The sequence below is a fragment of the Pseudomonas vranovensis DSM 16006 genome, assembly GCF_000425805.1.
Taxonomy (GTDB): Bacteria; Pseudomonadota; Gammaproteobacteria; order Pseudomonadales; family Pseudomonadaceae; genus Aquipseudomonas; species Aquipseudomonas vranovensis.
This window is the reverse complement of the sequence record NZ_KE384457.1, coordinates 135496-150563: the sequence shown is the minus strand read 5'-3', so window position 1 is coordinate 150563 and position 15068 is coordinate 135496. Positions and strand designations below refer to the sequence as shown.

Sequence of the window (15068 nt, the reverse complement as noted above, 5' to 3'; positions counted from 1 at the left end):
GGCGATGAGCCAATTTACACTAGTACAGGGCTGAAAAGCATCGCGGGGCAAGCCCGCTCCCACAGTAGGAGCGGGCTTGCCCCGCGATTGCATCAACTACGCCCGATCAGCGTTTGTCTTCGACCTTCCAGGCATTGCCATCGTAGAAGGCGCGCCAGCCGGTCGGCTTGCCCTCGACTTCGGTCTGCACGTACTGCTCCTTGGTCTTGCGGCTATAGCGGATGACTGCCGGACGACCGTCGGGGTCTTTCTTCGGGGCTTCGCAGAGGAAGTGGTACTTCGGGTCGATTTCATCCTTGTGAGGAATGATCTCGATTACCAGTGGCGCACGGGTCTCGCGGTTCTTCGGGAACTGGCTGGCCGCCAGGAACAGGCCCGAAGCACCATCACGCAGCACGTAGGTATCATTGACCTTCTCGCACTTGAGTTCCGGCATCTTCACCGCATCCATCTTGGGTGGCGCCGCCTCGCCGCTCTTGAGCAGCTTGCGGGTGTTCTTGCACTCTGCGTTGGTGCAACCGAAGAACTTGCCGAAGCGACCTGTCTTGAGTTGCATCTCACTACCGCACTTGTCGCACTCAAGGCTCGGCCCTTCGTAACCCTTGATGCGGTAGTTCCCTTCTTCGATCTCGTAGCCGGTGCAATCAGGGTTGTTACCGCAGATATGCAGCTTGCGCTTTTCGTCGAGCAGGTAAGCATCCATGGCCGTGGAGCAGATCGGGCAACGGTGCTTGTTGAGCAACACGCGCGATTCCGACTCACCCTCGTCATCCGCTGCAATTTCATCACCCGGAACCAGGTTGACCGTGGCCTTGCAACGCTCTTTGGGCGGCAGGCTGTAGCCCGAGCAACCAAGGAAGACACCGGTGGACGCAGTACGGATCATCATCGGCCGACCGCAATCCTTGCACGGAATGTTGGTCAGGGTCGGCTGGTTGGCACGCATGCCCTTCTCTGCATCCTCGGCCAGTTTCAGCTTGTTGCTGAAATCGCCGTAAAACTCGTCCAGCACGTTCTTCCAATCACGCTCACCCTGGGCAACATCATCGAGGTTCTCTTCCATGCCGGCGGTGAAGCCGTAGTCCATGAGGTTGGAGAAGCTCTCCGACAGGCGCTCGGTAACGATGTCGCCCATCTTCTCGGAATAGAAACGACGGTTGTGCAGGGTCACATAGCCGCGGTCCTGAATGGTCGAGATGATGGCCGCGTAGGTGGAAGGACGGCCAATGCCGCGTTTTTCCATTTCCTTGACCAGGCTCGCTTCGGAGTAACGCGCAGGCGGCTTGGTGAAATGCTGGCTCGGGTCGATCTGTATCAGCTTGAGCACTTCGCCCTGGTTCATCTCCGGCAGCACGTCGTCATCGCCCGGCTTGCTCTGTTGTGGCAGTACGCGGGTATAACCGTCGAACTTGAGGATGCGGCCCTTGGCGCGCAGCTCGAAGTCGCCGGCGGTGACGCTGACGGTGGTCGACAGGTATTGGGCCGGCGGCATCTGGCAGGCCAGGAACTGACGCCAGATCAGCTCGTACAGGCGCTCGGCATCACGCTCCATGCCACTGAGCTTGGTCGGATGGGTGTTCACATCCGAAGGGCGGATCGCTTCGTGCGCTTCCTGGGCACCTTCTTTGCTGCCGTAGACGATCGGAGCTTCAGGCAAGTACTTCTTGCCGAACTCGCTTTCGATATAGCTGCGGGCCATTTCAACCGCATCGACCGAGAGGTTGGTCGAGTCGGTACGCATGTAGGTGATGTAACCGGCTTCGTACAGACGCTGGGCCATCATCATGGTTTTCTTCACCCCGAAGCCCAGGCGATTGCTCGCCGCCTGCTGCAGGGTAGAGGTGATGAACGGGGCCGAGGGCTTGCTGCTGGTCGGACGGTCTTCACGCTTGGCAACGGTGTAGCTGGAAGCCTTGAGCTTCTCCAGGGCCGCCATGGCTTGCGCTTCGTTCAGCGGCTTGAAGGCCTCGCCCTTCTCCCGAGCCACTTCAAAACGCACCTTGGCGTCCTTGGCGGTACCCAGGTCAGCATGCACTTCCCAGTATTCTTCCGGGATGAACGCGCGAATTTCACGCTCACGCTCGACCACCAGCTTCACCGCAACCGACTGTACGCGACCGGCAGACAGGCCACGGGCAATTTTCTGCCACAGCAGCGGGGAGACCATGTAGCCAACCACACGATCGAGGAAGCGACGCGCCTGCTGGGCGTTGACCCGATCGATATCCAGCTCGCCCGGCTGCGAGAACGCCTCCTGGATGGCTTTCTTGGTGATTTCGTTGAACACCACGCGCTTGTAGCGGCTGTCGTCACCGCCGATGGCTTCGCGCAGGTGCCAGGCAATGGCTTCCCCCTCGCGGTCCAAGTCGGTTGCGAGATAGATGGTGTCGGCATCCTTGGCCAGGCGACGCAGTTCGTCGATGACCTTTTCCTTGCCCGGGAGGATCTCGTACTTGGCCTTCCAGCCGTGATCCGGATCAACCCCCATGCGTGCAACCAGCTGCTTGCGCGCCTTCTCTTTCGGCGACAGGGCCGGCGCCTCGCCTGCGGCGGCCTTGCCGCGCTTGGCGGCAGGCTCCTTGCTGGCGCTGGCCGAACCGCTGGTGGGCAGGTCTCGGATATGGCCGATACTCGACTTCACCACGTACTGGCTGCCCAGGTACTTGTTGATGGTCTTGGCCTTAGCCGGGGATTCCACAATGACCAGCGATTTGCCCATGGATCGGAAATTTCCTGAATACTGAAAATAAAAACACGGCAGGTACCTGACGCGGCACCGCTATATATAGTGGCAATACAGTGAGGTCAAGCGCGGGGCTTTATCCGCCCTCGGCATCGGGCCGCGAAAACAGCTCGGGTTCAGCCTTGACCAAAGCAAAGCGCGGCACTTGCTCGCCGTCAACCTCGACCGACTCCAGAAACATCGAAAGTGGTCGAACCCAAAGCCCGAACTCGCCATACAGGGCCTGGTAGAACACCACCCACTCCTCGGTTTCGGAATGGCGCGCGGTGCCGAACACACGATACTCAGGCCCTTTGTAATGCCGGTAAACGCCTGGTTGTATCTGCATGTTGCTCGCCCTCTTGAAAAAAAATCCGCAAAAACAAAAACCGGGGCACAAGGCCCCGGCTTCCTTCCCCGAAACGCTTAGACGCGTTCGAAGACGGTGGTAATGCCCTGACCCAGGCCGACGCACATGGTCGAGACACCGAAGGTCCCGCCATTCTGCTTCATGACGTTGAGCAGAGTGCCGGAAATCCGCGCACCAGAGCAACCGAAAGGATGACCCAGGGCGATGGCGCCGCCGTGCAGGTTAACCTTCTCATCCATCTTGTCGAGCACTTTCAGATCTTTCAGCACCGGCAAGGCCTGTGCGGCGAAAGCTTCGTTGAGCTCGAAGAAGTCGATGTCGGCGATGGTCAGGCCAGCGCGCTTGAGCGCTTTCTGGGTCGCCGGCACCGGACCGTAGCCCATGATTGCCGGGTCGACACCGGCCACCGCCATGGAGCGGATCACGGCCAGCGGTTGAATGCCCAGGTCTTGGGCACGCTGGGCCGACATCACGATCATGCACGAGGCACCGTCGGTGATCTGAGAAGACGTACCGGCAGTTACGGTACCGCCTTTGGGGTTGAAGGCAGGCTTCAACGCCGCGAGGCTTTCCAGGGTGGTGTCCGGACGGATGGTTTCGTCATAATCGAATGTCTTGAGGAAACCGTTCTCGTCGTAACCCTGCATCGGGATGATTTCATCCTTGAACTTGCCTTCGACCGTCGCCTTGTGGGCGAGCTGGTGCGAACGCAGGCCGAACAGGTCCTGCTGCTCACGGCTGATGCCGTGCATCTTGCCCAGCATCTCGGCGGTCAGGCCCATCATGCCCGACGCCTTGGCCGCGTACAGCGACATGTGCGGGTTCGGATCGACACCGTGCATCATGCTGACGTGCCCCATGTGCTCGACGCCGCCGACAACGAATACGTCGCCGTTGCCGGTCATGATCGCCTGGGCTGCAGTGTGCAGGGCGCTCATGGACGAGCCGCACAGGCGGCTGACAGTCTGGCCGGCCGCGGTGTGAGGGATCTGGGTCATCAACGACGCCATGCGGGCGATGTTCCAGCCCTGCTCCAGGGTCTGGTTGACGCAACCCCAGATCACGTCCTCGACCTCGTTGGGGTCGACCTTGGTGTTACGCTCCAGCACCTTGCTGATCAGGTGCGCAGACATGTCTTCGGCGCGGGTGTTGCGGTGCATGCCACCCTTGGAGCGGCCCATCGGCGTGCGACCGAAGTCGACAATCACCACGTCTCTTGGATTCAGGCTCATATATTCTCTCGCTCTCTATCGTTGGGCGCTTAACCGAAGAAGCTCTGGCCGTTCTTGGCCATTTCACGCAGCTTCGCGGTGGGGTGGTACAGCGGACCCAGATCGGCGTACTTGTCTGCCAGGGCAACGAATTCGGCCACACCGATCGAGTCGATGTAGCGCAGCGCGCCGCCACGGAAGGGAGGGAAACCGATGCCGTAGACCAGACCCATGTCGGCTTCGGCGGCGGTTTCGACGATACCGTCTTCCAGGCAACGAACGGTTTCAAGGCACAGCGGCACCATCATCCAGTTGATGATGTCTTCGTCACTGACTTCACGCTGCTCGTAGACGATTGGCTTGAGCACTTCGAGTACCGACGCATCGGCGACCTTCTTCGGCTTGCCGCGCTTGTCGGTTTCGTAGGCGTAGAAGCCCTTGCCGTTCTTCTGGCCCAGGCGATTGGCTTCGTAGAGTGCATCGACGGCCGAACGACGGTCGTCTTTCATGCGGTCCGGGAAACCTTCGGCCATCACGTCGCGGCCATGGTGGCCGGTGTCGATGCCAACAACGTCCATGAGATAGGCCGGGCCCATCGGCCAGCCGAATTTTTCCATGACCTTGTCGATACGCACGAAGTCGACGCCGGCGCTGACCAGCTTGGCGAAACCGCCGAAGTACGGGAACAGTACGCGGTTGACCAGGAAGCCCGGGCAGTCGTTGACCACGATCGGGTTCTTGCCCATTTTCTTGGCGTAGGCAACGGTGGTGGCAACGGCCACTTCGCTGGACTTCTCGCCACGGATGACTTCCACCAGCGGCATCATGTGCACCGGGTTGAAGAAGTGCATGCCGACGAAGTTTTCCGGACGCTTGAGAGCCTTGGCCAGTAGGTTGATGGAGATGGTCGAGGTGTTGGAAGCCAGGATGGCATCGTCCTTCACCTGGCCTTCCACTTCAGCCAATACTGCTTGCTTGACTTTCGGATTCTCGACCACGGCCTCGACCACGATGTCGACATTGGCAAAGTCGCCATACGACAGGGTCGGGCGAATCGCGTTCAGCGCTTCAGCCATCTTGGCCGGGGTCAGGCGACCTTTTTCAACGCGGCCGCCGAGCAGCTTGGAGGCTTCGTTCAGGCCCAGTTGAATGGCGTCTTCGCGAATGTCCTTCATCAGGATCGGGGTGCCTTTGACCGCCGACTGATAGGCAATGCCGCCACCCATGATGCCGGCGCCGAGTACGGCAGCCTGCTTCACGTCACGAGCGATTTCGTCGTGGGCCTTGGCTTTGCGCTTGAGCTCCTGGTCATTCAGGAAGAGGCCGATCAGACTCTCGGCAACCGACGTCTTGGCCAGCTTGACGAAGCCTGCGGCTTCGACTTCCAGCGCCTTGTCACGCCCGAAGTTGGCCGCTTTCTGAATGCTTTTGATCGCTTCGACCGGTGCCGGGTAGTTAGGGCCGGCCTGGCCGGCCACGAAACCTTTGGCGGTCTCGAAGGACATCATCTGTTCGATGGCGTTGAGCTTGAGTTTTTCCAGCTTGGGCTGGCGCTTGGCCTTGTAGTCGAACTCGCCGCTGATGGCGCGCTTGATCAAGTCCAGGGCCGCAGCCTGCAGCAGATCAGGGGCGACCACGGCATCGACGGCACCGACTTTCAGTGCGTCTTCAGCACGGTTTTCCTTGCCGGCGGCAATCCACTCGATGGCGTTGTCGGCACCGATGATGCGCGGCAGGCGCACGGTGCCGCCGAAGCCTGGGTAGATACCCAGCTTGACTTCCGGCAGGCCGATCTTGGCGCTGGTAGCCATGACGCGATAGTCGGCAGCCAGGCACATTTCCAGACCGCCGCCCAGGGCGATGCCATTGATCGCGGCAACAGTTGGCACGGCCAGGTCTTCGAAGTCGCTGAAAATCCGGTTGGCTTCCAGGTTGCCGGCGACCAGTTCGGCCTCGGGCAGCTTGAAGTTATCGACAAACTCGGTGATGTCCGCGCCGACGATGAACACGTCTTTGCCACTGCTGACAATCACGCCCTTGATAGAGGCGTCGGCCTTGATGGTGTCTACGGCCTGACGCAATTCGTTCAGGGTAAGACGGTTGAACTTGTTGACGGACTCACCCTTGAGGTCGAACTTCAGTTCGACGATGCCGCTTTCAAGAGCCTTAACCGTGATGGCTTTACCTTCGTAAATCATCAACTGATCTCCACGATATGGAAGCTGAACTGTACACGCCGAACGCTGGTGAAAGACCCGGCCGGCCATAGGCCGCTGTTTGCCGAATCCTTGCGCCAGGCACACCCGTCAGCGCGATAGTCGGGATTCTGTAAGAGCCTTCTGACAATACAAACGCTCAATTCATACGCCCGTTTGATTTGGGTACGCACACATTCAACGAAAAAATCGCTGTTGTCAAATACCCAAAAGCAGCTTGAAAACGCGACTTTGCGGTCATTATTCGCTGTTCGCGAGCAAACACCTGCATCGGTGATCAGGCCGTATTCATCGCGACGATAGTGGTCAAAGGCTTACACCTGCGTGCGCAGGATGGACATGCGCCAGCGCGCACCAAGAAGGAAATCAAAAAAGCGGCAGGTAGCGTGGCGCCCGCTACACTGGAAGGAAATAAACACTACACCGGCCTGCCTGGCCCGTCTGCCCGATGCGTGAATCGGGCTTTTTATTGGACGGTATTCCAGTGGGCGAATCAGGCCAGGGCTTTCAATACTTCGGCAATATCCTGCAACACAGCCGATTCGCCGCGTTCGCCCCAATAAAGCGCAACCATTTGCTTCCCGGCTTCGACCTTGTAGACGCTTTCGGGAAGCCGCGTGAACTGTTCCATCAAGACCGGATCGGCGCAGGGTTCGCGCCATTGATTGAGCCAGGTACCGGGCATGGTCTGCCAGTAGCTCCAGCTGTCTGCCCTGCCCTGGCGCCGCGGCCGCACGTACCGTGCGCAAGGGCTTGGCGGCTCCTTGGGCAGCCAGTGTGGCCACTCCTGAGGCGTCAGTTGCATGTTCAGCCCCATACGTCGGGCTTCCATGCGCAGGGCCATGCGACCACTCTGATTACGCGAAGGGCGCAACCAGGCCAGAGGACTCAAAATCAGCGCAAGGATTGACACCACTAGCCAGACCGTCATATCTGTTGTTCCCATAAAGCTTTGCAAATGAGCTGGTTAGCCGGGGTTTGCAGCGATCAGCCTGAAACCGACCATACTTGAACCAATGCAACTGTCAGGAGAGCTACTCATGCCCTACGAACATATTCTGGTTGCCGTCGACCTGACCGAAGAATGCGACCCGGTCATCAAGCGCGCCCGTGAACTGGCTACACCCGCGGGCACCAAGGTCTCTCTGGTACACATCGTCGAGCCCATGGCCATGGCCTTTGGTGGCGATGTACCCATGGACCTCTCGCAACTGCAACAGCAACAGTTCGACCAGGCCAAGGAGCGCATGGACCGCCTATTCAACAAGTACCCTGAGATCAACCGCGGCGACTCGCACCTGACCTACGGCCAGCCTCGCCAGGAAATCCACCAGTTGGCCAAGGACCAGAACTGCGACTTGATCGTGGTGGGCAGCCACGGCCGTCACGGCCTGGCCCTGCTGCTGGGCTCCACGGCCAACGACGTGCTGCACGGCGCACCGTGCGATGTGCTTGCCGTACGCCTGCAGAAAAAAGCCGAGTAACGCAAAAGGCCCGACGCAAGATCATGCGTCGGGCCTTTCTCGTCAGCTGTCCAGTTCGGCCCAGCGCTCCACCAGGACATCCAGTTCAGCCTGCATCTGCTCCAGGCGCGCCAGCACGGCGCTGGTCTGGTCGATTGGGCGCTGGTAGAAGGCTGGATCGGAAATCTCTTCCTGCACCGCTGCCATCTTCTGCTCCAGCTCGTCAATCTGACCTGGCAAGGCTTCAAGCTCACGCTGAAGCTTGTAGCTGAGCTTTTTCTTGGGTGCCTCGGCAGCCGCCGGAACCGGTGCAACGGCTTCGACTACGGCAGTGTTCAGCTCCGACTTGCCCGACTTGCTCTCGGAGACACCGAGCAGCTTCGGCGAACCGCCCTGGCGAATCCAGTCCTGATACCCACCGACGTACTCACGCACCTTGCCTTCGCCTTCAAAGACCAGGGTGCTGGTCACCACGTTATCGAGGAAGGCCCGATCGTGGCTGACCATCAGCACAGTGCCCTTGAACGCCGAGAGCACCTCTTCGAGCAACTCGAGGGTTTCCACGTCCAGGTCGTTGGTCGGTTCGTCCAGCACCAGCAGGTTGGCAGGCTTGCTGAACAGCTTGGCCAGCAACAAGCGCGCACGCTCGCCGCCAGACAGCGCCTTGACCGGTGTACGCGCACGCTGCGGGCTGAACAGGAAGTCGCCCAAGTAGCTCAACACGTGACGGTTCTGCCCGTCGATCTCGATGAAGTCGCGACCTTCGGACAAGTTGTCGATCACGGTCTTTTCCAGGTCCAACTGATGGCGCAACTGGTCGAAATAGGCCACTTCCAGGCGGGTGCCGGACTCGACCTTGCCGCTGGTGGGCTCAAGATCACCGAGCATCAACTTGAGCAAGGTGGTCTTGCCGGTGCCGTTGGCGCCGAGCAGGCCGATCCTGTCCTCGCGCTGCAGGACCATGGAGAAATCCTTCACCAGCTGCGGGCCACCCGGGTGACTGAAGCTGACGTTCTCCAGCACCATGACCTGCTTGCCGGACTTCTCGGCAACATCGAGCTGGATGTTGGCCTTGCCGGTGCGCTCGCGGCGTTCGCTGCGCTCTACCCGCAGCGCCTTGAGTGCGCGCACACGGCCTTCGTTACGGGTACGCCGGGCCTTGATGCCCTGGCGGATCCACACTTCTTCCTGGGCCAGCTTCTTGTCGAACAGGGCGTTGGCGGTCTCTTCAGCCGCCAGCATGGCTTCCTTGTGGACCAGGAAGCTGGCGTAGTCGCCATTCCAGTCGATCAGGCCGCCGCGGTCCAGTTCGAGGATGCGCGTGGCCAGGTTTTGCAGGAAGGAACGGTCGTGGGTGATAAACAGCACCGCACCGCCAAAACCGCTGAGGGCTTCTTCGAGCCAGGCGATGGCGCCGATGTCCAGGTGGTTGGTCGGCTCGTCAAGCAGCAGCAGGTCGGGTTCGGACACCAGCGCCTGAGCGAGCAGAACACGGCGACGCCAGCCACCGGACAGCTCGGCCAGGGTTTTGTCGGCCGGCAGCTGTAAGCGGCTCAGGGTGCTGTCGACCAGCTGCTGCAGACGCCAGCCATCACGCGCTTCCAGGTCGTGCTGGACGTGCATGAGCTTTTCCAGGTCTGCATCGCTATGGATGTTCTGGCTCAGATGGTGGTATTCGGCCAGCAAGGCGCCGACGCCGTCGAGGCCTTCGGCAACCACATCGAACACCGTACGGCCATCGGCCACCGGCAGCTCCTGCGGCAGCTCGCCGATCTTGAGCCCCGGGGCACGCCAGACATCACCGTCATCAGGCTTCTGGTCACCCTTGACCAGGCGCAGCATGCTCGATTTGCCAGTACCGTTACGGCCGATGATGCACACCCGCTCACCACGGGCGATCTGCCAGGACACCTTGTCCAACAACGGCATGGCGCCGAACGCAAGGGACACATCGCTTAATTTGAGCAGGGTCATGATCTTCTCCAAAAACAGGGCGCGCATTCTACCCGACTTGGGCCGGCTTCACATTAAGCAGGCGCTCCTACAGACTATTCCGACGACAGACTGCCCGATTACAACTCGATACAAGCACAATGCTTTCATCCGCCGGCGGCAAACGGCTAAGCTTAAGCAACGTAACCCCAACAGTGCTGGCTCCGCCGTCACTTTTCATGGTCAAACTGCCCGGAAGTCTCATGCGCAGCCGCCTGTTCAGCCTAGTTTCCTGCCTGCTTCTCTCGACCTGCGCGGCGAGCGTCGCCCAGGCCACCGATATCACCGTACAACGCCAATACTATGACGAGGCCAAGCGCGCCCTGGCCAAAGGCGACAAGGGCCCGTACCTGCGCTATGCCCAGGCGCTGCGCGACTACCCCCTGACGCCCTACCTCGCCTACGACGAGCTGACCGCTCGACTCAAAAGCGCCAGCAATGAAGAAATCGAGAAGTTCCTCGCCGCCCATGGCGACCTGCCCCAGTCCAACTGGATGAAATTGCGCTGGTTGCGCTGGCTGGCCGAGCGTGGCGACTGGGCGACCTTCAACCGCTACTACGACCCCAAGCTGAACTTCACCGAGCTCGATTGCCTCAATGGTCAGTACCAACTGAGCCACGGCCAGCGCGCCGAAGGCTTCGCCACCGCCGAGAAGCTCTGGCTGGTGGGCAAGTCGCAACCGGCCGCCTGTGACGCCCTGTTCAATCGCTGGGCCGCCGAAGGCCAGCTCACCGAACAGAAGCGCTGGGAGCGTATCAAGCTGGCTGCCCAGGCCCGCAACTATGCCTTGGCCACCGCCCTGACCAAAGACCTCACCACCCTCGCCCCTCAGGGTCGCCTGCTGGTGGACGTGGCGCAAAAACCGCAATTGCTCAATCAGCCGAGCCGTTTCGTGCCAGTCAACGAGGCCATGTCCGACGTGGTCAGCCTGGGCCTGCGGCGCCTGGCACGCCAGGACCCTGAACGTGCCATGGGCCTGCTGGACGACTACGCCAACCGCATGCATTTCTCCCGCGATGAAAAAGTCGCCATCGCCCGGGAAATCGGCCTGACCCTGGCCCGCCGGTACGACCCGCGCGCCCTCGACCTGATGACCCGCTACGACCCTGAGCTGCGCGACAACACCGTCACCGAATGGCGACTGCGCCTGCTGCTGCGCCTGGGCCGCTGGGAGGATGCCTACGAGCTGACCACGCGCCTGCCCCAGGACCTGGCCAGCAGCAACCGCTGGCGCTACTGGCAGGCCCGCAGCCTTGAGTTGGCCCAGCCGAAGAACCCGCAGATTCCAATGTTGTACAAGACGGTCGCCCGCGAGCGTGACTTCTACGGCTTCCTCGCCGCCGACCGCACGCAGACCCCGTATCAGCTCAACAACAAGCCACTGGTGCTGAGCCAGGCCCTGATGAACAAGGTGCGCAACACCCCTGGCATCCGCCGTGCGCTGGAGTTCCATGCCCGCGGCCAGATCGTCGACGGACGTCGCGAGTGGTACTACGTCAGCCGCCATTTCAACCGTGATGAAATGGTTGCCCAGGCCAGGCTTGCCTATGACATGCGTTGGTACTTCCCGGCCATTCGCACCATCAGCCAGGCGCAGTATTGGGATGATCTGGATATCCGTTTCCCAATGGCCCATCGCGACACCCTGGTCCGCGAAGCCAAGGTGCGCGGCCTGCATTCGAGCTGGGTGTTTGCCATTACACGCCAGGAAAGTGCCTTCATGGAGGATGCGCGCTCCAGCGTCGGCGCCAGTGGCCTGATGCAATTGATGCCGGCCACCGCCAAGGAAACCGCGCGAAAGTTCAGCATCCCCTTAGCCTCACCGGCACAGGTGTTCAATCCAGACAAGAACATCCAGCTGGGTGCAGCCTACCTGAGCCAGGTGCATAGTCAGTTCAACGGTAACCGGGTGCTCGCCTCCGCGGCCTACAACGCCGGCCCGGGACGTGTGCGGCAATGGCTGCGTGGCGCCGACCACCTGAGTTTCGATGTGTGGGTCGAGTCGATCCCGTTCGATGAAACCCGCCAATACGTGCAGAACGTACTGTCGTACTCGGTTATCTACGGGCAAAAGCTCAATTCACCTCAGCCGCTGGTTGACTGGCATGAGCGGTATTTTGACGATCAGTGATTGAATGAAAACATCGCGGGGCTTGCCCCGCGATCTCGTTCGGCTACAGCCTACTCCAGCACCGCCACCGCCATTCCCACCTCCAACACCCCGCTGCCATCAGCCACCAGGTTCTGCCCGAACAGCACATCCCCTTCCTTCTGCCGGTACGTCTTGAGCGTCGCCAGGGGTTCGCGGTCGGCACTGCGCTCACCAGTCTGCGGATCGATGGTGGTCAGGATGCAGCGCTCACATGGCTTGAGCACACGAAACTCCATCTCGCCGATACGGATGCGCTTCCAGCCGTCTTCGGCAAAGGCCGAAGCGCCTTCCACCACCAGGTTGGGACGAAAACGCAGCATCTCCAGCGGGCGACCAACACGCTGCACCAGGTCATCGAGCGATGCCTGGCCGATCAGCAACAGGGGGAAACCGTCGGCAAAGGCCACTCGATCACTGTTCAGGCCGTAGCCATTGGGCAAAAAGCGTGTGCGCTGCTCAGGTACATGGACCAGGCGGACATCCTTGCCTATGAATTCGCTGAGCCACTGCGCCGCCTCGTCACCGGCATCCGGCACGCGCAAGGTGTCGCGCCAGATGAGGACGCCACGCAGGTTACTGTCACCTTCAGGGACCGGCACCTGCAGCGACGCGCGCCCCGGAGCGTCCAGGACCAGCCCGCCGTCATTGGCACATGCCGCCGACAGCTGGCTCATCTGTGGATAGGCACGCTGGGTCAGGAAGCGTCCGTTGTCGCGCTCCACCAGCATCCAGCGACGGTCTCCGCTCAATCCCAGCAGATCCAGCGGGGACGATTGCAGCGCCTGGGCGCGTGCGGACTTGAGCGGGTAGCGGTACAGAGCACTCAGACGCATTTCGAGCAGCCTTGCTTGAGGGTCGGAGACCTAGCTTATACCGACTCAGGCCGTCACTTCATCCAGCATCAGGCGCTGGCGCACCACGTCGACCAGCTTGTCGGGCTGGAACTTGGAGAGGAAGTTGTCACAGCCGACCTTCTTTACCATCGACTCGTTGAAGCTGCCGGACAATGAAGTATGCAGCACCACGTACAACGCACGCAGGCGCGGATCATTGCGGATCTCGGTGGTCAATCGATAGCCGTCCATTTCCGGCATCTCGGCATCGGTGAAGACCATCAGCAGCTTCTCGCAAACATTTTCCCCGGCATCTGCCCAACCCTTGAGCAGGCGCAGAGCCTTGAGACCGTCACTGGCAACATGCATTTTCACACCCAGTTGCGACAAGGTATCGCGCAGCTGGGCCAGGGCTACGGAAGAGTCATCCACCAGCAGCACTTCACGCCCACGGGCACGGGCCATCACCGGATCCTCGAGCTTTTCACGCGAGACCCTGGCGTTGTACGGCACGATCTCGGCCAGCACTTTTTCAACGTCGATGATTTCCACCAACTGATCGTCGACCTTGCTGATTGCCGTCAGGTAATGCTGGCGACCGGCACTGGAAGGCGGTGGCATGATGGCCTCCCAGTTCATGTTGACGATACGGTCGACCCCGCCTACCAGAAACGCCTGCACCGAGCGGTTGTACTCGGTAACGATGATGGTGCTGCCTGGACCGGGCGCAATCGGACGCATACCGATGGCTTGCGAAAGATCGATCACCGGCAGAGTCTGCCCGCGCAGGTTGACCACGCCGCACACGAATGGGTGCCGTTGCGGCATCAAGGTCAGCTTGGGCATCTGCAGCACCTCCTGCACCTTGAACACGTTGATCGCGAACAATTGACGGCCAGCCAGGCGAAACATCAGGATTTCCAGCCGGTTCTCACCCACCAGCTGCGTTCTTTGGTCTACCGTGTCGAGAATGCCAGCCATTGAAGAACCCCCAGGTGTTCTAAAAAATGAATCCAATGGCCCTGTATCGGCCAGATCGCACGCAGCTTGACCCCAGTAGAAAATGCGCTGCCGAGCATTGATGTCATTTTACCATCATGCTTTACTGCGCTCACTGCCTGCCTGTCGCGATTGCCTCTAAAGGGTCGCGATCAAAACACCCCATCAGGGAAACCCCTAGTGACAATCGGGCGGGACCTGATGTTCGCGATATCCATTAGCCATTAATGTGACGCCATTCTCATTGCATGAACGGAGTCAGGCTTTTGTCAGCGATCGCCGCATTGTCGCCAATCCTTGCTCCAGCCTTGTGTGCTGGAGCCAAATGATGACTATCGACTCACTGAACAGCAGCGCCCTGCAGGATTTTCTGGTGGATGCCCAGGTCCTGTTGACCAAGGCCGAGGAGTGCCTGCAGCACCTGGAACTGATCGACAACGATCCGGATGCCTGCCACTGCCTGAAGGATACCCTCGCCACTCTGGTTGCCCGTGCCCAGGAACTGGGGTTGCTTGAAGTGGCCGGCTACTGCCAGCAACTGCAACAGTTGCTGGTGTCTGCGCAGACACCGATACACCTGCCCGAAGGTGCGCTCACAGCCATTCAAGATTGCTTGACGCTGCTGGCCTGGCAATTGGAGCTGGTGGATCCGCGAACCGGTCGCCTGAACCTGGACACCGAGGAGCAAGTGGTGCTGCTGGACAACCTGGCAAGCGCCCTGAACCCTTCTCAAGCCTGCGCCTCCTGCACCTTGATCATGTCCCCCTGCGAGCACCCTGCCCAAGTGCCCAGGATGGCTATCGAGCGCTCAACTACGGCCAACTAAGTGAAATTAGCAAACTATTTACCAGCGCAGTCCAGCGTATTGTGCGCCGCATACTAAGCTAGAACTTTTACTGCACGCCGATGACTTTCCCGCGCTGGTGAAACTGCTGATTTAATTTATCTTGTAAATGTTTCTTGCACTTCCAGCTGATGGCAAAGTGCTAGACCCTTACGCGTGCCTGCCCCCCTTACCACCCCGTAAAACCTGATGATTCAGACAGTTACAGGAGTCCGCGACCATTTTTACTTGAAGTGATACCATGCGCACCGCTGGATGACTTTTA

The 15068-nt window shown here is 60.1% G+C and carries 11 protein-coding genes; 3 read left to right on the top strand and 8 right to left on the bottom strand.

Annotated elements, in window-relative coordinates:
* Positions 1-106: 106 nt before the first annotated feature.
* The 5 genes from topA to H621_RS0124570 all read right to left on the bottom strand — a co-directional run bounded on the left by topA (position 107) and on the right by H621_RS0124570 (position 7450).
* Complete coding sequence (topA, locus tag H621_RS0124590; RefSeq protein ID WP_028945924.1) at positions 107-2719, bottom strand: type I DNA topoisomerase; 2613 nt, start codon at positions 2717-2719, stop codon at positions 107-109.
* Positions 2720-2819: 100 nt separating this feature from the next.
* Positions 2820-3071, bottom strand: coding sequence for a DUF1653 domain-containing protein (locus H621_RS0124585; RefSeq protein ID WP_028945923.1), 252 nt, complete (start codon positions 3069-3071; stop codon positions 2820-2822).
* Between the two features lie 77 nt (positions 3072-3148).
* On the bottom strand, positions 3149-4324 hold the full coding sequence (gene fadA / locus H621_RS0124580; protein ID WP_028945922.1) for an acetyl-CoA C-acyltransferase FadA: 1176 nt from the start codon (positions 4322-4324) through the stop codon (positions 3149-3151).
* 29 nt (positions 4325-4353) lie between these two features.
* On the bottom strand, positions 4354-6501 hold the full coding sequence (gene fadB, locus H621_RS0124575) for a fatty acid oxidation complex subunit alpha FadB (protein WP_028945921.1): 2148 nt from the start codon (positions 6499-6501) through the stop codon (positions 4354-4356).
* A 511-nt stretch (positions 6502-7012) separates the two neighbouring features.
* Positions 7013-7450, bottom strand: a complete 438-nt coding sequence (locus H621_RS0124570) for a hypothetical protein (RefSeq protein WP_028945920.1) — start codon at positions 7448-7450, stop codon at positions 7013-7015.
* 109 nt (positions 7451-7559) lie between these two features.
* Between H621_RS0124570 and H621_RS0124565 the strand changes: the two genes are divergently transcribed.
* The gene (locus tag H621_RS0124565) at positions 7560-8003 is read left to right on the top strand and encodes a universal stress protein (RefSeq protein WP_028945919.1); all 444 of its coding nucleotides are present in this window, start codon (positions 7560-7562) and stop codon (positions 8001-8003) included.
* A 42-nt stretch (positions 8004-8045) separates the two neighbouring features.
* On the opposite strand, the gene H621_RS0124560 is transcribed toward H621_RS0124565, so the two are convergent.
* Complete coding sequence (locus H621_RS0124560) at positions 8046-9956, bottom strand: ATP-binding cassette domain-containing protein (RefSeq protein WP_028945918.1); 1911 nt, start codon at positions 9954-9956, stop codon at positions 8046-8048.
* 221 nt (positions 9957-10177) lie between these two features.
* Between H621_RS0124560 and H621_RS0124555 the strand changes: the two genes are divergently transcribed.
* Complete coding sequence (locus H621_RS0124555; protein ID WP_028945917.1) at positions 10178-12106, top strand: transglycosylase SLT domain-containing protein; 1929 nt, start codon at positions 10178-10180, stop codon at positions 12104-12106.
* 50 nt (positions 12107-12156) lie between these two features.
* On the opposite strand, the gene H621_RS0124550 is transcribed toward H621_RS0124555, so the two are convergent.
* On the bottom strand, positions 12157-12960 hold the full coding sequence (locus tag H621_RS0124550) for an MOSC domain-containing protein (protein ID WP_028945916.1): 804 nt from the start codon (positions 12958-12960) through the stop codon (positions 12157-12159).
* A gap of 45 nt (positions 12961-13005) precedes the next feature.
* On the bottom strand, positions 13006-13941 hold the full coding sequence (locus tag H621_RS0124545; RefSeq protein WP_028945915.1) for a chemotaxis protein CheV: 936 nt from the start codon (positions 13939-13941) through the stop codon (positions 13006-13008).
* A 346-nt stretch (positions 13942-14287) separates the two neighbouring features.
* Here H621_RS0124545 and H621_RS0124540 point away from each other — a divergent pair, with 346 nt between their 5' ends.
* Positions 14288-14785 (top strand): hypothetical protein, encoded by a 498-nt coding sequence (locus tag H621_RS0124540; protein ID WP_036990389.1) that lies wholly within the window; start codon positions 14288-14290, stop codon positions 14783-14785.
* Positions 14786-15068 lie beyond the last annotated feature (283 nt).

What these genes read in the sequence shown, in the direction of transcription:
- H621_RS0124560 (WP_028945918.1), bottom strand. Translation starts at nt 9,956, where the DNA reads ATGACCCTGCTCAAATTAAGCGATGTGTCCCTTGCGTTCGGCGCCATG.
- H621_RS0124545 (WP_028945915.1), bottom strand. Translation starts at nt 13,941, where the DNA reads ATGGCTGGCATTCTCGACACGGTAGACCAAAGAACGCAGCTGGTGGGT.
- H621_RS0124550 (WP_028945916.1), bottom strand. Translation starts at nt 12,960, where the DNA reads ATGCGTCTGAGTGCTCTGTACCGCTACCCGCTCAAGTCCGCACGCGCC.
- H621_RS0124585 (WP_028945923.1), bottom strand. Translation starts at nt 3,071, where the DNA reads ATGCAGATACAACCAGGCGTTTACCGGCATTACAAAGGGCCTGAGTAT.
- H621_RS0124540 (WP_036990389.1), top strand. Translation starts at nt 14,288, where the DNA reads ATGACTATCGACTCACTGAACAGCAGCGCCCTGCAGGATTTTCTGGTG.
- H621_RS0124555 (WP_028945917.1), top strand. Translation starts at nt 10,178, where the DNA reads ATGCGCAGCCGCCTGTTCAGCCTAGTTTCCTGCCTGCTTCTCTCGACC.
- fadA (WP_028945922.1), bottom strand. Translation starts at nt 4,324, where the DNA reads ATGAGCCTGAATCCAAGAGACGTGGTGATTGTCGACTTCGGTCGCACG.
- H621_RS0124565 (WP_028945919.1), top strand. Translation starts at nt 7,560, where the DNA reads ATGCCCTACGAACATATTCTGGTTGCCGTCGACCTGACCGAAGAATGC.
- fadB (WP_028945921.1), bottom strand. Translation starts at nt 6,501, where the DNA reads ATGATTTACGAAGGTAAAGCCATCACGGTTAAGGCTCTTGAAAGCGGC.
- H621_RS0124570 (WP_028945920.1), bottom strand. Translation starts at nt 7,450, where the DNA reads ATGACGGTCTGGCTAGTGGTGTCAATCCTTGCGCTGATTTTGAGTCCT.
- topA (WP_028945924.1), bottom strand. Translation starts at nt 2,719, where the DNA reads ATGGGCAAATCGCTGGTCATTGTGGAATCCCCGGCTAAGGCCAAGACC.